This is a genomic window from Streptomyces sp. NRRL WC-3626 (assembly GCF_000718785.1).
In the GTDB taxonomy this organism is placed as follows: Bacteria; Actinomycetota; Actinomycetes; order Streptomycetales; family Streptomycetaceae; genus Streptomyces; species Streptomyces edwardsiae.
On record NZ_JOCA01000002.1, the window covers coordinates 392,168 to 409,960 of the forward strand.

The following is a 17,793-nucleotide window of genomic DNA, read 5'->3' on the forward strand; positions in this document are numbered from 1 at the left end:
CGTACGTCCGGACGACGGCGGACAATGGGGCGGTGAGCGAGCCCATTCCCGTGACCCGTGCCGTCGACCACGGCACCGCCAAGCTGATGCCCGACGTCGACCGCGAGCGGGCCTGGCTGCTGACCGTCGACGGGGCACCGCAGTCCTACGTCGACCTCGACGAGCCGACGCATCTGGAGTTCGAGTACGCGCGGCGGCTCGGGCACGTCCTCGACACCGTGGGTGAGCCGGGGCGCCCTCTGGACGCCGTGCACCTCGGCGGCGGGGCGCTCACCCTGCCCCGCTATCTGGCCGCCACCCGCCCCGGTTCCCGGCAGCACGTCGTGGAGTTCGACCGGGGGCTCCTCGACCTGGTCGCCGAGCAGCTGCCCCTCCCCGCCGGAGCCGGCGTGACCCTGCACGCGGCGGACGCCCGCGCCTGGCTGGCGGCGGCCCCGGACGACAGCGCCGACGTCCTGGTCTGCGACGTCTTCGGCGGCTCGCGGGTCCCGGCGCACCTGACCTCCGCCGGGTACGCGCACGAGGCCGCGCGTGTGCTGCGGCCGGACGGGGTGTATCTCGCGAACCTCGCGGACGCGGCCCCCTTCGCGTTCCTGCGCTCGCAACTCGCCACGCTCGGCGCCCGGTTCGCGGAGCTGGCGCTCATCGCCGAGCCGGGGGTGCTGCGCGGCCGCCGCTTCGGCAACGCCGTGCTGGCCGCCGCCCACCGGCCGTTGGACATCGCCGCCCTGTCCCGCGCCACCGCCGCCGACGCCTTCCCCGCGAGGGTCGAACACGGCACGGCGCTGCGGGACTTCACCCGCGGGGCACGTCCGGTGCGCGACGAGGACGCAGTGATGTCCCCGGAACCCCCGGAGGGGGCGTTCGGCATCGGCTGACGCGGTGGCCGCCCCGGGGGGACGTCGTGGGGGCCGTCGTGGGGGAGCCGAGTCAGCCGACGGGCCGTTCCGTGTCCGCGGACGCGGGGTCCGGGATCTTGCCGGTGATCTGGAGGCTGCGACGCCGCAGATTGCGTACGTCCGGCACACACAGGACCGCCGCGGTGACCACCACGACCAGCACCGCGCACCCCCACAGCGCCTCCGGGCGGCCGAACGCCGTCTCCGCCGGGCCCGCCAGCGCCATCGCCGCCGGCACCAGCGCGACCGAGCCGAACCAGTCGTACGCCGAGACCCGGGACAGCTTCTCCTCCGGTATCTCCTGGTGCAGCGCGGTCATCCAGGAGACGCCGAACACCTCGAGGGACACCCCGGTCACGAACATCACCGCGCACAGCACGGTGACCGGCGCCGGCACGGCGAGCGCCGCCGACGGCAGCGCCAGCGGGAACACGCACAGCGTGCCGGTGAACAGCAGACGGCGCGGCTGCCAGCGCGTCATCAGCAGCGCGCCCACCACCGTCCCCCCGCCGAAGAAGGCCAGCGCCACACCCCAGGGCGCGGCGCCGCCCAGATGGTCCCGGGCGACCAGCGGCCCGTAGACCGCGTCGGCCGCGCCGACGACCGCGTTGGCGACCGAGAACTGGACGACGATGCCCCACAGCCAGGGCCGGCCGATGAACTCCCGCCAGCCCTCCCTGAGATCGGCGAGCATGCCGCCGCCCGGCGCGCGCGGCGGTATGTGCTTCACATCGAGGAACGCCCGCAGCGCCGCCGCGCACGCGAACGCCACCGCGTCCACCGCCAGCACCCAGCCGGGCCCGATCGCGGCGACCATGGCCCCGCCGAGCGCGGCACCGCCGAGGGTCGCCCCGTGCATCGCCATCCGGAACACCGCGAACGCCCGGCCGGCCTGATCGCCCCGCACCGACGACAGCAGCATGCCCTCGGCGGCCGGGTTGAAGAACGCGTGCCCCGTACCGCCGAGGGCGCTGAGCAGCATCATCTGCCACAGCCTGGGCTCGCCCGCCAGCACCAGCGCCGCGAACGCGGCCTGCGAGACGCAGTTCAGGGCGTTGGCCGCGACCATCACCCGGTGCCTCGGCAGCCGGTCCGCGACGGCACCGCCGATCAGCAGGAACAGCACCAGCGGCAGGGTGCGGGCGGCGGCCACCAGACCGACGTCGCCGCCGTCGCCGCCGGCACCCAGCACGGCGAACGCGGCGGCGATCAGCGCGCCGTGGCTGCCCAGGTTGGTCACCACGGCGGCGGCGGTCAGCAGCGAGTAGTTGCGGCCGGCCCAGTCGGGGCGGCGGCGGAAGACGGTGGTCGGCACCCCGTGACTATCGCCGGGCGGGAGCCGACTTGCCAAATGCGTCGCCGGCCCCCCGACCTGCTACGACCCCGTCGGAGGCTCCTCCGTGAGACGCACCGTGCTGAGGATCTTCTGCACGGTCGCGTCCGGGATCTCCTCCTTGACGCCCTTCGCGCCGTACAGGTTCCAGGTGACGAAGTCCCCGGCGCCGTTCTTGAAGGCGAAGGTGGTGGCCTTGCCGTCGCTGTCGCACTTGCCCTTCTGCGGAGTGTTCTCCGAGTGCGCCGTGATCACGCTGCCCTTGATGCCGGACGCCGTGGTGTACGCCTTCGGCTTCCCGTACTTGATGCTCTTCTTGTCGGGCTGCGTGTACCCGCCGTAGATCCACCACGGCACCCGGGTCTCGGCGGCCATGTCCGTGTCCTTGGCACCGTTCTCACCGCGGGTTCCGGCGGTGGCGAGGGAGGTGTCGCTCTCGCGGCCGTCCTTGTCGTCGTCGCTCGAGCACCACTTGGACTTCAGGTACGCGGGAGCGGTGACGCTGGTGCGGCCCATCTCACCGTCCTTCTCCTCCCACTCGAAGCCCACGCTGGTGCCGGGCGTCTCGATCTCCCAGTCGGCGGGAACGTCGAACTTCGTGCCGAAGCGCGTGTTGACGACCACCTGCCAGCCCGGAATCGTCGCCTTCTCCGCCTCACCGCCGCGCGGGTTGCCGTCCGAGGCGGAGACGCTCGGCTCGGCGGAGGTGTCCTTGGTCGCGGTGGAGGTCGGCTTGGCGTCCTTCTTGCCGTCCGCCTCGTCGTCCTTGTCACCGCCGAGCACCAGGAACCCCGTGACACCGGCGGCCACGACGACGGCCGTCGCCGCGATGATCGCCACCAGCTTCGTCCGGTTGCCGCCGCCCCCGCCCTGCGGAGACTGCGGGCCGCCCGCCACGGTCTGCGCGCCCCAGCCGGGCTGCTGCGGATACGTGTTCGGCTGTTGATAGCCGGGCTGCTGATACGGATTCGGCTGTTGGTACCCCGGCTGCTGGTACGGATTGTTCGACTGCGGGTTCTGCTCGCCCCCGGGCGGCTGCTGTCCTGGCCACATGGGCAGCAACACTAACCGCGTCATGGACACGATTGGGTCACCGCCCTTTGACAGGGACGTAGCAACCTGGAGGCCGTACGGCATGGCGACATGAGACTACTCGCGGGTAACCTTCGGGTATGAGCGCAGACCAGATGTCCATCGGCGAGATGCTCGCCGCCACGGTGCCCATGGCCCGGACCCTCGACCTCCAGTTCCTGGAGACCACCGCCGAGCGGGCTGTCGTCGCCCTGCCCGACCAGGCCGACTACCACAACCACGTGGGCGGCCCGCACGCCGGCGCGATGTTCACCCTCGGCGAGTCGGCGAGCGGAGCGATCGTGCTCGCCGCGTTCGGCGACCAGCTCGCGCGGGCCGTACCGCTGGCCGTCCGGGCCGAGATCGCCTACAAGAAGCTGGCGATGGGCCCCGTCACCGCCACCGCCACCCTCGGCCGCCCAGCCGCCGAGGTCGTCGCCGAACTCGACGAGGGCATGCGCCCCGAATTCCCGGTCTCGGTCGCCATCCGCCGCGAGGACGGCGCCGTCACCGGCGAGATGACCGTCGTGTGGACCCTGCGCCCCAACGGCTGACCACGGGCACTCCGGCGGGGCCGGTAGGCTTCCCGTTCGTGCGCCGGTGGCGGCGCACGAACGGCGGACCGGGAGGACAGGGCGTTGCACGTGCAGGAGTGGCTCGAGACCGTACCCGCGGCCGCCGTGTACGCGCTGGTCGGGCTGGTCATCGGACTGGAGAGCCTGGGCATCCCGCTGCCGGGCGAGATCATCCTCGTCTCCTCCGCGCTGCTCGCCTCCCAGCACGGCGACATCGACCCGGTGGTCCTCGGCGCCTGCGCCACGGCCGGCGCGATCATCGGCGACTCGATCGGCTACGCCATCGGCCGCAAGGGCGGACGGCCGCTGCTGGCCTGGCTGGGCGCGAAGTTCCCCCGCCACTTCAGCGAGGGGCACATCGCGACGGCCGAACGGTCCTTCACGAAGTGGGGCATGTGGGCGGTCTTCTTCGGCCGCTTCGTCGCCCTGCTGCGCATCTTCGCCGGCCCGCTCGCGGGCGTGCTGCGGATGCCGTACTGGAAGTTCCTGATCGCCAACGTCCTCGGTGGCATCGTGTGGGCGGGCGGCACCACGGCCGTCATCTACTACGTCGGCATCGTCGCGGAATCCTGGCTGAAGCGCTTCTCCTGGCTGGGCCTGGTCCTGGCGGTACTGATCGGCGTCACCTCGATGCTGGTACTCAAGCGCAAGGCGAGGAAGGCAGTGCCGGAACCCGTGGTCGCCGGCGACTGAAGGGGCGCGGGGCCGTGTCGACATGCGGCTTGGCCGCGTGGGCGCGGCCGGCCACACACAACCGGCAGACCGCGCGCGGCGCTCACCCCCCGTGCTCCTCCCGGTGAGCCCCCGCCAACTCCGCGTACAGCGTCCCGTTGAGCGTCAGCCCCTCGCGCTCCTCCGCACTCAGCTCCCGCCGCACCTTCGCCGGCACCCCCGCCACCAGCGACCCCGCCGGCACCACCATGCCCTGCGGCACCAACGCCTGCGCGGCGACGAGGGACCCCGCGCCGATGACGGCGCCGTTGAGCACGGTCGCCCCCATCCCGATCAGACAGTCGTCGCCCACCGTCGCGCCGTGGACGACCGCGTTGTGCCCGATCGACACCCGCTCACCCACGCTGACCGGAAACCCCGGATCGGCGTGCAGCGTGCAGTTGTCCTGCACGTTGCTGCTCGCGCCGACGGAGATCCGCTCCACGTCACCGCGCAGCACCGCCCCGTACCAGACGCTCGCGCCCGCGCCCAGCGTCACGTCCCCGATCACCGAGGCCGTGGGCGCCACGAACGCGTCCTCGTCGATCTTCGGCTCCCTGCCCCCGATACCCGTGATCAGCGCGCGGTGCGTCATCGCCCTCTCCTCCACCCGACGTCGTAGACCCCCGCACCGTACGCCAACCCGGTGGGGTGAAGATCACAGGGGCGCGGGCCCGTCCGCGGGGTGCCCGCCGACTACGGTGAGCGGGTGCCCCACCGCAAGAACACGTTCTCGTCCTGGCCGCGCCGCCTCGCTCAGCGCGCGGTCCACGCGGGCTGGGCCTGGGCGCAGCGCACGGGTTCGGTGACCGCCGAACACCCCGGCCGCTTCCGCTTCGGGGCGATGGGAACAGGTACCAGGCTCGCCTTCCCGCTCGGCACGGTCTTCGGGGAGCCCTGGATCCGGATCGGCGCCCACTGCATCGTCGGCGAGCAGGTCACGCTCACCGCCGGTCTGATGCCCGGCCTCGACCTCGGACCCGAGCCGATCCTGCGCATCGGCGACGGGGTCGTGCTGGGCCGGGGCAGCCATGTCATCGCCGACACGACGGTCACCATCGGCAGCGACTGCTACTTCGGGCCGTACGTCTACGTCACCTCCACCAACCACTCCTACGACGATCCGCACGAGCCCATCGGCAAGCAGTGGCCGCGGATGGAGCCGGTTCAGATCGGCCCCGGCTGCTGGATTGGCACCGGCGCGGTGATCCTTCCGGGGGCGCGCGTCGGGCGGAACGTGGTGGTGGCCGCGGGCGCGGTGGTCAGGGGCACGGTGCCCGACCACGCCGTGGTGGCGGGTGCCCCCGCCCGTGTCGTACGCCGCTGGACTCCCGCCGACGGCTGGCAGCCGCCGCTGCGCACCCCGGCGCCCGTACCGATCCCGGAGGGCATCACCCCGGAGCAGCTGAGGGCGCTGTCGGAACTCGACGAGGAGAGTGTCGCGCGCCTCGCCGAACTGGACGAGCGGGGCGTGGCCCGGCTCGCCGAGCTGGAACCCGAGGGCTGAGCCGGCCAGTACAGTGCGGTGCACCATCGGGTTCACCGCACAGCAGTGGGGCACAGCGAGCCCGGCCCTGTCGGACGGAACGGACGGAACGTGTCGGACCTCGACCTGCTGACCCAGTCCCTGGCGCGCAACGTCAAGCGCTGGCGCACCGAGCGCGGCTTCACCCTGGACGCGCTCGCCGCGCGGGCGGGGGTCAGCCGCGGCATGCTCATCCAGATCGAGCAGGCCCGCACCAACCCGAGCATCGGCACGGTCGTCAAGATCGGGGACGCGCTCGGCGTCGCCGTCACCACCCTGCTCGACTACGAGCAGGGCCCCAGGGTCCGGATCGTCCCGGCCGACCGGACCGTGCGGCTCTGGCACACCGAGGGCGGCAGCTACAGCCGGCTGCTCGCGGGCACCGAGGCTCCCGGCCCGCTGGAGATGTGGGACTGGCGGCTGATGCCGGGCGAGAGCAGCGACTCCGACCCGCACCCCGCCGGCACGGTCGAGCTCGTCCACGTCACGTCCGGGGAACTGACCCTCACCGTCGACGGAACCGAGCACCGGGTGCCGGCCGGGGCCAGCGCCTCCTTCGAGGCGAACGCGCCCCACACGTACGGCAATCGGGGTGATGTCCCGATGGAGATGATCATGACCGTGTCCGTGCCGCCCGTGCACTGAGACACCCCTCGGACGGCCCGCCGGCGGCTGTTACGGTGCGGCCATGCGCGCACCCATCGGAGACTTCGACCACGCCACACCCGCCCCGGACTGCCTCGACGAGCTCACCGCCCCGGTCGCCGCCGCCGTCCGCGCCTGGAGCGGCGGCGTTCCCGCCGACCGGATCCTGCACGTCGACACCGACCCGCGCTGGGCGGACACCGCCGTCTTCGTCGAGCACTACGGCCGGGACCTCCTCGAACGGTCCGCGAACTGCGTGGTGGTGGCCGGCAAGCGCGGCGGCGGGACCACGCTCGCCGCCTGTGTGGTCCTGTCCACCACCCGGCTCGACGTCAACGGCGTCGTACGCCGTCACCTCGGCGCCCGCAAGGCATCCTTCGCCCCGATGGACACGGCCACGGGGGAGACCGGCATGGAGTACGGCGGCATCACCCCGATCGGGCTGCCCGGCGACTGGCCGGTGCTGGTGGACGCGGCCGTCGTGGACCTCCCGTACGTGCTCGTCGGCAGCGGCCGGCGGCGCGGCAAACTGCTCGTGCCGGGCAAGGCGTTCGCGGAGCTGCCCGGAGCGGTCGTACTGGAGGGGCTGGGAGCGGCCTGACCCGTCACCTCATCGCGTGGTGGGCGAGCGCGAGGTGAGGATCCGCGGCACCGGGCGCCGGCTCCGGGTCGGCGTGGACCAGCGCCGCGGTCAGCCGGGGGATCGCGTGCAGCAGCGCGTGCTCGGCCTCCACGGCGACGCGGTGGGCCTCGCGCAGCGTCGCCTCGCCGTCCACCACGACCGCCACCTCGGCGCGCAGCCGGTGGCCGATCCAGCGCAGGCGCAGCTCGCCCACCGCGCGCACTCCCACAACCCCGGTCAGCGCCCGCTCGGCCCGGTCCACCAGAGCCGGGTCCACGGCGTCCAGCACCCGCCGGAACACCTCCCGCGCGGCGTCCCGCAGCACCAGGACGATCGCCGCCGTGATCGCCAGCCCGACCACCGGGTCCGCGTACCGCCAGCCCAGCGCCGCGCCACCGGCACTCAGCAGCACCGCCAGCGAGGTGAATCCGTCGGTACGCGCGTGCAGTCCGTCGGCGACCAGCGCGGCCGAGCCGATGGCACGCCCGACGCGGATGCGATAGCGGGCCACCCACTCGTTGCCCGCGAATCCGACGAGCGCCGCCACGGCGACCACCGGGAGATGGTCCACGGGGCGCGGATCCAGCAGCCGTGCGAACGCCGTCCAGCCGGCGAAGGCCGCGGACGCGGCGATCGTCAGCACGATCGCGAGGCCGGCCAGATCCTCCGCGCGCCCGTAGCCGTAGGTGAAGCGCCGGGTGGCGGCGCGCCGTCCCAGCACGAAGGCGATGCCCAGCGGTACGGCGGTCAGCGCGTCCGCCGTGTTGTGCACCGTGTCGCCGAGCAGCGCCACCGACCCCGACACGGCCACCACGACCGCCTGCGCCAGCGCCGTCACGCCCAGCACCGCGAGGGACACCCACAGGGCGCGCATGCCCCGGGCCGAGGACTCCAGCGCGGAGTCGAGCTTGTCGGCGGTCTCGTGGGAGTGCGGGGTGAGGAGATGGGAGAGGCGGTGCAGCGGTGACGCCCGATGGTGCCCGTGCCCGTGCCCGTGCCCGTGCTCGTGCTCATGGTGGCGGTCGCTCACGATCGTCCCCTTCCGGTGCGCGAGGTGGACGCGACGGCGCCCACGGCACCATTATGTGCGTATGAGCGCACGCATGCACCTATCACCTGCGCACGATGCGCACCCACACACGCCTGGCGAGGAGCACTTCGCGCTCGCGGCGGAGCTGCTCGCCCTGCTCGGCGACCGCACCCGGCTGACCCTGCTGCACGCCCTGACCGGCGGCGAGGCCGACGTCACCACGCTCACCGGGGCCTGCGGCGCGGCACGCCCCGCGGTCAGCCAGCATCTGGCGCGGCTGCGGCTCGCGGGGCTCGTGGACACCCGCAAGGAGGGCCGCCGGGTCATCTACTCCCTGCGCGACGGCCATCTGCGCCGGCTGGTGGACGAGGCGCTGAACGTGGCGGACCACCGGATCGGCGACCGCCCCCCGCACGACTGACGGGGCCCGGCTCAGTACCGCGCGGCCGTGCCCAGGTACTGCTCCGCGAAGGCGGCAGCGGCGGCGGGGGAGGAGAACAGACGGCGCAGCCGCGCGAGCGTGGTGCCCGCGCGGAACGGGTCGCCCGCCGCGCCGCCGTGGTACAGCTCCGACAGCCACTGCGAGAACTCCTGGTAGTCCCACACGCGCCGCAGGCACTCCCGTGAGTAGCCGGCCAGTCCGCTGTCGTCGTCCCGGGTCAGCCGCGCGGCCAGCGCGTCGCCGAGCAGGAACGCGTCGTGCAGGGCGAGGTTCATGCCCTTGGCGGCGATCGGCGCGACCAGGTGTGCCGCGTCCCCGGCCAGGAACAGCCGCCCGGACGCCATCGGCTCGGTGACGTGGTCGTGCATGTCCAGCACGCGCTTCTCGATCAGGCGCCCCTCGGTGAGCGGCTCCGCCCCGGCCGCCCCGAGGCGGCGGCGCAGCTCCGCCCAGACCCGCTCGTGCGGCCAGTGGTCCGGGTCGTCGCCGGGCGGGCACTGGAGGTAGTAGCGGGTCACCCCGGGACCGCGGGGCATCTGACCGGCGAAACCGTCCGGATGGCAGCCGAACAGTACACAGTCGCCGGACGGCGGCGCCTCGGCGAGCAGGGCCAGCCAGCCGATGCCGTAGTCGTGCCGCGCCACCCGGGCCCGCTCCGGAGCGAGGGACGCCCTGGTCACCCCGCGGGCACCGTCGCAGCCCGCGACGAAATCGCACGCGACGGTCTCCCGCCGGCCGGTCTCCGCGCCGACGTACGACACCGAAGGACGGCCGCCGTCCAGGCCGTGCAGCCGTACGTCCCGCACGCCGAACCGGATCTCCCCGCCGCGCACGTCGGCGTACTCCCGCACCAGGTCCGTCACCAGCAACGGCTGCGGATACACCCAGTGATGGCTGCCCGTCAGCTCCTGATACGAGAACCGGTACCGCTCCCCGTCGAACCGGAACTCGCACGCGGTGTGCCGCTCGGCCCGCTCCAGCAGGTTCCCCGCGAGCCCCCGCCGCTCCAGACCGCGTACCGCCCACTCCTCGATCACCCCGGCCCGGGGCCGCCGTTCGATGAACTCCCGCGTCCCGGTCTCCAGGACCAGACAGTCCACACCGGCCGCCCGCAGAATGTTGCCGACCGTGAGCCCGGCGGGTCCCGCACCCACGATCACGACCGGAAAGCGTTGCGGAGAAGGGGAGTTGAGGTGGGGGGAGGGCTGAATCATCGCGCCATTATGGCGGCGGCACGCCCTCCGCGCAGCGCCTAACCGAGACGGGGTATCTCGATCGCCGGGCAGCGGTCCATCACCATCTCCAGGCCCGCCGCGCGGGTGCGCTCGTAGGCCGCCTCGTCGATGACGTCGAGCTGGAACCACACCGCCCGGGCGCCCTTGGCCACCGCCTCGTCCGCGACGGCCCCGGCGAGATCGCTGTTGACGAACACGTCCACGACGTCCACCTCGAAGGGGATGTCCGCGAGGGAGGCGTAGCCCTGCTCGCCGTGCACCGTCTCCGCCTTCGGGTGCACCGGCACCACCCGCTTGTCGAACCGCTGCAGCACCTGCGCGACGCCGTACGCCGCGCGCTGCCGGTTCGACGACAGGCCCACCACGGCCCAGGTGTCACCGAGTCCGGTGAGGATCTTGCGGACCGTCGCCTCGTCGCCGTACACCGTCGGCCTCCCGGAAGTCGTGAATCGGCTGTCGCATCGCACAACGAAGCGGGACGCACGGTGATTCCCGACGACGGCCCGTTCCCCCCTCGGCGAAACGGTGGACGATACCCGCGCCGGACCGTCCGGCGCCGGGAACCGCACCCCGTGACCCGAAAAGCGGCCCGGATACCTGCGTACGCCCGCTCACGCGCCTACGCTCGCCTCGTGCTGCGCATCACCGACGCCCGAACCGGCGACCTCGTGAACGCCGCCCCTGCACGCCGGGGCCTGACCCGGGTCGAGGCCCACACACAGGGGTTCGACCCGACGAACCTGCGTGTGCTACTCGTCGCCGACCTGCTCGTACGCGCCCTGGAGCTCGGCGGCACGCCGGTTTGGGCGCTGCTCACCGGCGAACGGGAGCAGGCGGAACTCCGCGCGGCCGGCGCGGCCCTCGGGGTGCGCCCCTTCGAGGACGCCGGGGACGTCGGCGCCGGCCTCGGCGAGGCGCAGGTGCTGCACGTGGTGAGCGAGGGCGGCGCGACACCCGGTGGAGTGCGGGTCGCCGTGGCGCCCGTGCACGGGGAGCCGGACGATGCCGACCCCGCCGCCCTGCGCCTGGCCCTGCTCGCACGGCCCAGGGGCGAGCCCGTGACGGCCGACGCGGCCGCCCTGGCAGAAGCGGCCGCCACCCTCGACGGCTGGCGCCGCGCGGTCGCCGGCTGGGCGCGACGGCCCTCCCGGCCGGTCCCCGACCCGGTCCGCGCCGATCTGCGCACCGCGTGGGAGGGTGATCTGGACACGGCCGGGGTGCTCGACGTGCTCCGCGCGGTGGCGGCCGACCCGGACCTGGCGGACGGGGCACGCTTCGAGACGTACGCCTACGCCGACCGGCTGCTCGGCCTCGACCTCACCCGCGACCTGGGAGCCCCGGCGTGATCGAGCGCGCCGGGCGGGGACCGCTGCGCCGGCTGGTCGTCCTGCGTCACGCCAAGTCCGCCCGGCCACAGGGCGTCGGCGACCACCGGCGTCCCCTCGCCCCGCGCGGGCTCCGGGACGCACCCGCCGCCGGGCGCGCGCTCGCCGAGGCGGACTGCCTGCCCGGCCTCGCGCTGTGCTCCACCGCCGTACGCGCCCGCCGCACCTGGGAGCTGGCCGCCGCGCAGTGGGGCACGCCCCCGCCGGTCCGGTTCGACCGGCGCCTCTACCTCGCCGGCGTACCCGGTCTGCTGGCGGTGGTCGGCGAGGTGTCCGCCGAGGTCGAGACGCTGCTGCTGGTCGGGCACAACCCGGGTCTGGAGGACCTCGTCCTCACCCTGGCGGGGGACGGCCTCGACGACAGCCTGGAGCGCGTCCGCACCAAGTTCCCCACCTCCGCGATCGCCGTCCTGTCCTGGCGCGGCACCGGATGGCGGAATCTCACCCCCGGCGCCGCCCTGCTGACGTCGCTGACGGTGCCCCGGGGCGGGACGGACCTCCCGCGCGGGGGCGCATAGGCTGGCCGGATGCAGGACGAGTACCGCACCGTCGCCCGCGCGGGTGTGCACGAGACCGAGGTCAACCGCTCCCGCTTCCTGTGCGCCCTCGCCCCGGCGGCCACCGAGCAGGAGGCGCAGGACTTCGTCGCCGCCGTCCGCAAGGAGCACGCCGACGCCACGCACAACTGCTGGGCGTACGTCATCGGCGCCGACGCCTCCGTCCAGAAGGCCAGTGACGACGGCGAGCCCGGCGGCACCGCGGGCGTCCCCATGCTCCAGATGCTGCTCCGCCGCGACATGCGGTACGCCGTCGCCGTCGTCACCCGCTACTACGGCGGCGTCAAGCTCGGCGCGGGCGGACTCATCCGCGCGTACGGCGGCGCCGTCGGCGAGGCGCTGGACGGCCTCGGCACGATCACCCGCCGCCGCTTCCGCCTGGCCACCGTGACGGTCGGCCACGATCGGGCCGGCAAGGTCGAGAACGACCTGCGCGCCACCGGACGCGAGATACGCGACGTGCGCTACGGCGAGCAGGTCGCGATCGAGATCGGCCTCCCGGACGCCGACGTACCCTCCTTCCGCGCGTGGCTCGCCGACGCGACCGCCGGCACCGCCGGGTTCGACCTGGGCGGAGAGGCGTACGGGGACGCGTGATCCGTCCGTATTGCCCGCCTGTGAGCGGATGATCCGCCCTTGCGGAACGGGTCATGACGGAGCGATACGGGAGTAACCGCCCGTGCTGTCGGACCCGGCGGTTACGCTGCGGGAATCATGAGACTGCTGCACACTTCCGACTGGCATCTCGGCCGGTCCTTTCACCGGGTCGGCATGCTCGGTGCCCAGGCCGAGTTCATCGGCCACCTCGTCCGCACCGTGCGCGAGCGCGACGTGGACGCGGTGGTCGTGTCGGGAGACGTGTACGACCGCGCGGTGCCGCCGCTCGCCGCGGTCGAGCTGTTCGACGACGCCCTGCACCGGCTCGCCGAGCTGGGCGTGCCGACGGTGATGATCTCCGGGAACCACGACTCGGCCCGGCGCCTCGGCGTCGGCGCCGGGCTCATGGGACGCGCCGGCATCCATCTGCGTACCGACGCCTCCGCGTGCGGTACACCGGTGGTGCTGGCCGACGGGCACGGGGACGTCGCCTTCTACGGGCTGCCCTACCTCGAACCCGCGCTGGTGAAGGACACCCTCGGAGTGGAGAAGGGCGGCCACGAGGCCGTGCTGGCCGCCGCCATGGACCGCGTCCGCGCGGATCTCGCCGCCCGCCCCCCGGGCACCCGCTCCGTCGTCCTCGCGCATGCCTTCGTCACCGGCGGCGAACCCAGCGACAGCGAGCGGGACATCACCGTCGGCGGGGTGGCCGCCGTGCCCGCCGGGGTCTTCGACGGCGTCGACTACGTGGCGCTGGGGCATCTGCACGGCTGCCAGACCCTCACCGGCCGCGTGCGCTACTCCGGCTCCCCGCTGCCGTACTCGTTCTCCGAGGCCGACCACCGCAAGAGCATGTGGCTCGTCGACCTGGCCGCCGACGGGACCGTCACCGCCGAGCGCGTGGACTGCCCGGTGCCGCGCGCCCTGGCCCGGATCCGCGGCACCCTGGAGGAGCTGCTCGCCGATCCCGCGCTGGCCCGGCACCAGGAGGCGTGGGTCGAGGCGACCCTCACCGACCCGGTCCGCCCCGCCGATCCCATGGCCCGGCTCGGCGAGCGTTTCCCGCACACCCTCAGCCTCGTCTTCGCCCCGGACCGGGCGGCGGACGACCCCGACGTCACCTACGCGCGCCGCCTCGCCGGCCGCGACGACCAGCAGATCGCCGAGGACTTCGTGACCCACGTGCGCGGCGCCGAACCGGACGCGCGCGAACGGACCGTCCTGCGGGACGCCTTCGACGCGGTCCGCGCGGACGACGCGGTGCGGGAGGTGGCCCGATGAGGCTGCACCGGCTGGACCTGACCGCCTTCGGGCCGTTCGGGAGCACCCAGAGCGTCGACTTCGCCGAACTGTCGGCAGCGGGGCTCTTCCTGCTGCACGGCCCCACCGGCGCCGGCAAGACCTCCGTCCTGGACGCCGTCTGCTACGCGCTGTACGGATCCGTCCCCGGTGCCCGCCAGAGCGGTCAGGGCATGACCCTGCGCAGCGACCACGCCGCTCCGGGCGTCCGCACCGAGGTCACGCTCGAACTCACCGTCGCCGGACGCCGGCTGGAGATCACCCGGCAGCCGCCCTGGGAGCGCCCCAAGAAGGGCCGCCGCGCGGGCACCACCGTGGACAAGGCCCAGACCTGGCTGCGCGAGTACGACGCCGTCCGGGGCGCCTGGAAGGACCTCAGCCGCTCGCACCAGGAGACGGGCGAGGAGATCACCCAGCTCCTCGGCATGAGCCGGGAGCAGTTCTGCCAGGTCGTGCTGCTGCCCCAGGGCGACTTCGCGCGCTTCCTGCGCGCCGACGCCGAAGCCCGCGGCAAGCTGCTGGGCCGGCTCTTCGACACCCGCCGCTTCGCCGACGTGGAGAAGCGCCTCGCCGAACGCCGACGGGCCGCCGAGACCCGCGTGCGCGAGGGCGACGCGGACCTGCTCGCCGACGCCCACCGCATGCAGCAGGCGGCGGGCGGCGCCATGGAACTGCCCGAACTCACGCCCGGCGAACCGGGACTGGCCGAGGCCGTGCTGGTCGCGGCCGCCGTCGCCCGCAGCACCGCACGGGAACGGCTCACCGCGGCCCGCTGCCGCCTCGCCACCGCCGAGTCCGCCCTCGCCGACGCCGACCGCGCTCTCGACGGCGTACGCGAACGGGACCGGCTGCAGCGGCGCTTCGCCGAGGCGCGCGAGCGGGCGGCGCGGCTCGAGGAGCGGTCCGGCGCCCACCGGGAGGCGCGGACCCGCATGGAGCGGGCCCGCAAGGCCGAGACGGTCGCCCCCGCCCTGGAGATACGGGACTCCGAAGACACCGCCCACCGACGGGCGTCCGGCGCCGAACGGCACGCGCGTGCGCTGCTCCCCGCGGCCTTCGAGGACGCGGGGGCGGCCGGACTCGCCGCCGCCGCACGCCGGGCCGCCGAGGAACTGGGCGGACTGGAGTCCGCCCGCCGCGCCGAGCGCCGGCTGACGGAACTCCTCGGTGAGCGCGCGGCCCTGGAGCGTCAGGAACGCGCCGACGAGGAGGCGCGGGAGGACGCCGAGACCTGGCTCGCGCAGTGGGACGGCACCCGCGCGGGACTGCGCGACGCCATCGAGTCCGCACAGCAGGCCGCGACCACCGCCCGGGAACTCGACGTACAGCGCGACCCCGCACGGCAGCGGCTGAACGCCGCACGGCTGCGCGACCGGCTCGCCCAGGAATGGGAAACGGCGGAAGAGCAGGCCCGGACCGCCCGGGAGGACGCGCTCGCGGCCCGGCAGCACTGGCTCGACCTCAAGGAACAGCGGCTGAACGGCATCGCCGCCGAACTCGCCGACGGCCTCACCGACGGCGACCCCTGCGCGGTCTGCGGCGCCACCGAACACCCCGCGCCCGCCCGCAAGGTCGACGGGCACGTCGACCGCGAGACGGAGGAGCGCGCCCTCGCCGTCCACCAGCGCGCCGACGAACGGCGCGCCGAGTCCGAGCAACGGCTCGGCGTCGTACGCGAGGCACTGGCCGCCGCGAGCGCGGAGGCCGGCGACACCCCCACCGAACAGCTCGCGCGGGAGTCGGACGAACTGGAGCGGCGCCACACGCGGGCACGCGAGGCGGCCTCCGTGCTGCACGACGCGCAGGAACGGCTGCGCCGCGCGGAGCACGAACACGGAATCCGGGTCGCCGCCCGGAGCGAGGCCGCCGTCCGGGCCGCCTCACGCGTGGGGCACCGCGAGCGGCTGGACCAGGAACGCGTCACGCTGGAGGAGGAGTTGGCGCGGGCGCGCGGGGAGGCGACCAGCGTGGCCGCGCGGGCCGCGCAGCTGGAGCGGAGCGCCGCACTGCTCACGGACGCGGCCGACGCGGTCCGCGCCGCCGAGGACGCCGCCCAGCGGCTCAAGGAGGCCGACGCCCGGCTCTCCGACGCGGCCTTCCGCGCGGGCTTCGACACCCCGCAGGCCGCCGCCGACGCCCTCCTCGACGACGCCGCCCACCGGGAACTCCAGCGGAGCCTGGACGCCTGGCAGGACGAGGAAGCCGCCGTGCGGGCCGTCCTCGCCGAACCGGAGACCGCGGCCGCCGCGCAGCGGCCGCCCGCCGACCTCGCGGCCGCGCAGCGGGCCGCGGAGGACGCGGACCGCAGGGTGCGCGACGCCGCCTCCGCGCGGGACGCCGCCGCCCGGCGCTGCACCGAACTCGACCGGCTCTCCGCGCGTGCGGCCGGCTCCGTACGCCGGCTGGGACCCCTGCGCGACGAGTACGACCGGGTGGCCCGTATGGCCGGGCTCGCCGCGGGCACCTCGGCCGACAACGAACGCAAGATGCGCCTGGAGTCGTACGTCCTCGCCGCCCGCCTGGAACAGGTGGCCGCCGCAGCGACCGTACGGCTGCGGCGCATGTCGTCCGGCCGCTACACCCTGGTGCACTCCGACGACCGCGCCGGCCGGGGACGCAGCGGTCTGGGGCTGCATGTCGTGGACGCCTGGACCGGACGCGAACGCGACACCGCGACCCTCTCCGGCGGCGAGACCTTCTTCGCCTCGCTCGCCCTCGCGCTCGGTCTCGCGGACGTCGTCACCGACGAGGCGGGCGGGGTCCGGCTGGACACGCTCTTCATCGACGAGGGATTCGGCAGCCTGGACGACCAGACCCTCGACGAGGTCCTGGACGTCCTGGACTCCCTGCGCGAACGCGACCGCAGCGTCGGCATCGTCAGTCACGTCGCCGATCTGCGGCGGCGGATCCACGCACAGCTGGAGGTCGTGAAGGGCCGTTCCGGCTCGGAGCTGAGGGTGCGCGGGACCCGCTGAGGCGGGTCGCCGCCCCGGCGCGCGGCGCGGCAGCGGCGACGAGATCGTGGCAGGGCCTCCTGCGGTCGCCGGCCGGGTGGCGCAGCCGAGGAACGGACGGGGCCAGGAGTTCCGCGGCGAGTCCGGGGACGAGCGCGCGCCGGGCGAGGTGCCCCGCGCCGACGACCGCGGATGCTCAACCCCCGGCTTCGGTACGGGAGTCGACCCGGTAGGTTCTGCGCATGGTGCGATACGCGGAGCCGGGCACGGTCGAGTGGGTGGAGTCGGGCGGCGGGCCGCTCATCGCGGTACCGGAGACGGTCCTGCCCTTCTGGACCGGCGCCGACGGCGAGGAGACCGCCTCGGACTACGACCGGGCCTGCGAGGTGGACGGACTCGTCGGCCTCCTCCCGGTCGGCGACGCGACGGCCCTGGTCCTGGGCGACGAGCCCGCCGCGACCGCGTTCCTCCCCGAACACGGCACCCTCGTCCGCTGGATCGCCGGCGACTCCGAGGCGGACCTCCTGGCGAGCGTCCCGGCGGCGCTGCGCACCGCTTCGTGGGGACCCGAGGTGACGTGGAAGGTCCCCGGCACGGTCGTCCTGTTCGACGCCGCCTGGCCGGGCACCCGGTCGACGACGGCCGACCACGTGAGCCTCACGCTCACCGCCGGCCGCTACGGGGTCCGCACGGCCCAGGTCCAGCCGGGCCCGGAGACCTGGCTGGTACTCGTCCGGCTACGGCCCCTGGCCTGACGGACGGCCCACCCGACCGGCGGCGTCCACGACGCCGTCGCCGCCCGCCGGGGCATGCCCGACGACCCCGCCCGCCCCGTCGCGTGGCTCGCCACGGACGAGGCGGACCGGATCACCGGCCAGGTCATCGACTCCGAGGCCGGCCTCCGGCGCCGGAC

Annotated in this window: 19 protein-coding genes and 1 pseudogene; 14 read left to right on the top strand and 6 right to left on the bottom strand. The window is 74.3% G+C overall.

The window, feature by feature from the left end; translation table 11 throughout:
• Positions 1 to 32: 32 nt before the first annotated feature.
• Positions 33 to 878: a spermidine synthase gene (locus IF28_RS0104585; RefSeq protein WP_030214188.1), complete on the top strand. Its 846-nt coding sequence runs from the start codon at positions 33 to 35 to the stop codon at positions 876 to 878.
• Positions 879 to 930: 52 nt separating this feature from the next.
• Here the strand turns inward: IF28_RS0104585 and IF28_RS0104590 are convergent, their stop codons facing one another.
• Positions 931 to 2,214, bottom strand: a complete 1,284-nt coding sequence (locus tag IF28_RS0104590; RefSeq protein WP_030214191.1) for an MFS transporter — start codon at positions 2,212 to 2,214, stop codon at positions 931 to 933.
• Positions 2,215 to 2,274: 60 nt separating this feature from the next.
• Entirely contained in the window at positions 2,275 to 3,285 is a 1,011-nt protein-coding gene (locus IF28_RS0104595; protein ID WP_030214193.1) for a hypothetical protein, read from the bottom strand.
• Positions 3,286 to 3,404: 119 nt separating this feature from the next.
• Here IF28_RS0104595 and IF28_RS0104600 point away from each other — a divergent pair, with 119 nt between their 5' ends.
• Positions 3,405 to 3,857, top strand: a complete 453-nt coding sequence (locus IF28_RS0104600; RefSeq protein WP_199808952.1) for a DUF4442 domain-containing protein — start codon at positions 3,405 to 3,407, stop codon at positions 3,855 to 3,857.
• An 84-nt stretch (positions 3,858 to 3,941) separates the two neighbouring features.
• Positions 3,942 to 4,571: a DedA family protein gene (locus IF28_RS0104605; protein ID WP_030214198.1), complete on the top strand. Its 630-nt coding sequence runs from the start codon at positions 3,942 to 3,944 to the stop codon at positions 4,569 to 4,571.
• Between the two features lie 82 nt (positions 4,572 to 4,653).
• Here the strand turns inward: IF28_RS0104605 and IF28_RS0104610 are convergent, their stop codons facing one another.
• The gene (locus IF28_RS0104610; protein ID WP_030214199.1) at positions 4,654 to 5,184 is read right to left on the bottom strand and encodes a gamma carbonic anhydrase family protein; all 531 of its coding nucleotides are present in this window, start codon (positions 5,182 to 5,184) and stop codon (positions 4,654 to 4,656) included.
• A gap of 114 nt (positions 5,185 to 5,298) precedes the next feature.
• Between IF28_RS0104610 and IF28_RS0104615 the strand changes: the two genes are divergently transcribed.
• The 3 genes from IF28_RS0104615 (at position 5,299) to IF28_RS0104625 (ending at position 7,360) form a co-directional block, all read left to right on the top strand.
• Complete coding sequence (locus IF28_RS0104615; RefSeq protein WP_030214201.1) at positions 5,299 to 6,096, top strand: acyltransferase; 798 nt, start codon at positions 5,299 to 5,301, stop codon at positions 6,094 to 6,096.
• A 90-nt stretch (positions 6,097 to 6,186) separates the two neighbouring features.
• Complete coding sequence (locus IF28_RS0104620) at positions 6,187 to 6,759, top strand: helix-turn-helix domain-containing protein (protein WP_030214204.1); 573 nt, start codon at positions 6,187 to 6,189, stop codon at positions 6,757 to 6,759.
• A gap of 43 nt (positions 6,760 to 6,802) precedes the next feature.
• Positions 6,803 to 7,360 carry a YbaK/EbsC family protein gene (locus IF28_RS0104625; protein WP_030214223.1) on the top strand — a complete coding sequence of 186 codons (558 nt, stop codon included), beginning with the start codon at positions 6,803 to 6,805 and terminating at the stop codon, positions 7,358 to 7,360.
• A 4-nt stretch (positions 7,361 to 7,364) separates the two neighbouring features.
• Here the strand turns inward: IF28_RS0104625 and IF28_RS0104630 are convergent, their stop codons facing one another.
• Positions 7,365 to 8,411 (bottom strand): cation diffusion facilitator family transporter, encoded by a 1,047-nt coding sequence (locus tag IF28_RS0104630; RefSeq protein ID WP_030214229.1) that lies wholly within the window; start codon positions 8,409 to 8,411, stop codon positions 7,365 to 7,367.
• A 61-nt stretch (positions 8,412 to 8,472) separates the two neighbouring features.
• Between IF28_RS0104630 and IF28_RS0104635 the strand changes: the two genes are divergently transcribed.
• Positions 8,473 to 8,832 (top strand): ArsR/SmtB family transcription factor, encoded by a 360-nt coding sequence (locus IF28_RS0104635; protein WP_030214231.1) that lies wholly within the window; start codon positions 8,473 to 8,475, stop codon positions 8,830 to 8,832.
• 11 nt (positions 8,833 to 8,843) lie between these two features.
• Here the strand turns inward: IF28_RS0104635 and IF28_RS0104640 are convergent, their stop codons facing one another.
• Positions 8,844 to 10,067, bottom strand: coding sequence for a 4-hydroxybenzoate 3-monooxygenase (locus IF28_RS0104640; RefSeq protein WP_030214234.1), 1,224 nt, complete (start codon positions 10,065 to 10,067; stop codon positions 8,844 to 8,846).
• A 38-nt stretch (positions 10,068 to 10,105) separates the two neighbouring features.
• Positions 10,106 to 10,513 carry a CoA-binding protein gene (locus tag IF28_RS0104645; RefSeq protein WP_030214244.1) on the bottom strand — a complete coding sequence of 136 codons (408 nt, stop codon included), beginning with the start codon at positions 10,511 to 10,513 and terminating at the stop codon, positions 10,106 to 10,108.
• A 207-nt stretch (positions 10,514 to 10,720) separates the two neighbouring features.
• Between IF28_RS0104645 and IF28_RS0104650 the strand changes: the two genes are divergently transcribed.
• The 7 genes and pseudogenes from IF28_RS0104650 to IF28_RS39750 all read left to right on the top strand — a co-directional run.
• A complete protein-coding gene (locus tag IF28_RS0104650; protein WP_030214248.1) occupies positions 10,721 to 11,434 on the top strand; it encodes a hypothetical protein in 714 nt (237 codons plus the stop codon).
• The gene (locus IF28_RS0104655; RefSeq protein WP_030214251.1) at positions 11,431 to 11,991 is read left to right on the top strand and encodes a SixA phosphatase family protein; all 561 of its coding nucleotides are present in this window, start codon (positions 11,431 to 11,433) and stop codon (positions 11,989 to 11,991) included. The genes IF28_RS0104650 and IF28_RS0104655 overlap by 4 nt, the downstream gene beginning before the upstream one ends.
• Before the next feature lie 9 nt (positions 11,992 to 12,000).
• The gene (locus IF28_RS0104660; RefSeq protein ID WP_030214254.1) at positions 12,001 to 12,627 is read left to right on the top strand and encodes a YigZ family protein; all 627 of its coding nucleotides are present in this window, start codon (positions 12,001 to 12,003) and stop codon (positions 12,625 to 12,627) included.
• A 117-nt stretch (positions 12,628 to 12,744) separates the two neighbouring features.
• A complete protein-coding gene (locus IF28_RS0104665; RefSeq protein WP_030214257.1) occupies positions 12,745 to 13,908 on the top strand; it encodes an exonuclease SbcCD subunit D in 1,164 nt (387 codons plus the stop codon).
• Positions 13,905 to 16,901 carry an AAA family ATPase gene (locus IF28_RS0104670; RefSeq protein WP_030214260.1) on the top strand — a complete coding sequence of 999 codons (2,997 nt, stop codon included), beginning with the start codon at positions 13,905 to 13,907 and terminating at the stop codon, positions 16,899 to 16,901. The genes IF28_RS0104665 and IF28_RS0104670 overlap by 4 nt, the downstream gene beginning before the upstream one ends.
• Before the next feature lie 221 nt (positions 16,902 to 17,122).
• The gene (locus IF28_RS0104675; RefSeq protein ID WP_030214264.1) at positions 17,123 to 17,635 is read left to right on the top strand and encodes an immunity 21 family protein; all 513 of its coding nucleotides are present in this window, start codon (positions 17,123 to 17,125) and stop codon (positions 17,633 to 17,635) included.
• Between the two features lie 18 nt (positions 17,636 to 17,653).
• Positions 17,654 to 17,788: pseudogene (locus IF28_RS39750) on the top strand (3-ketoacyl-ACP reductase); the annotation flags it as partial.
• Positions 17,789 to 17,793: the final 5 nt, after the last annotated feature.

Coding starts and splice junctions, on each gene's coding strand:
- IF28_RS0104595 (WP_030214193.1), bottom strand. CDS start 3,285: ATGTGGCCAGGACAGCAGCCGCCCGGGGGCGAGCAGAACCCGCAGTCG.
- IF28_RS0104600 (WP_199808952.1), top strand. CDS start 3,405: ATGAGCGCAGACCAGATGTCCATCGGCGAGATGCTCGCCGCCACGGTG.
- IF28_RS0104610 (WP_030214199.1), bottom strand. CDS start 5,184: ATGACGCACCGCGCGCTGATCACGGGTATCGGGGGCAGGGAGCCGAAG.
- IF28_RS0104625 (WP_030214223.1), top strand. CDS start 6,803: ATGCGCGCACCCATCGGAGACTTCGACCACGCCACACCCGCCCCGGAC.
- IF28_RS0104635 (WP_030214231.1), top strand. CDS start 8,473: ATGAGCGCACGCATGCACCTATCACCTGCGCACGATGCGCACCCACAC.
- IF28_RS0104640 (WP_030214234.1), bottom strand. CDS start 10,067: ATGATTCAGCCCTCCCCCCACCTCAACTCCCCTTCTCCGCAACGCTTT.
- IF28_RS0104660 (WP_030214254.1), top strand. CDS start 12,001: ATGCAGGACGAGTACCGCACCGTCGCCCGCGCGGGTGTGCACGAGACC.
- IF28_RS0104665 (WP_030214257.1), top strand. CDS start 12,745: ATGAGACTGCTGCACACTTCCGACTGGCATCTCGGCCGGTCCTTTCAC.
- IF28_RS0104670 (WP_030214260.1), top strand. CDS start 13,905: ATGAGGCTGCACCGGCTGGACCTGACCGCCTTCGGGCCGTTCGGGAGC.
- IF28_RS0104675 (WP_030214264.1), top strand. CDS start 17,123: ATGGTGCGATACGCGGAGCCGGGCACGGTCGAGTGGGTGGAGTCGGGC.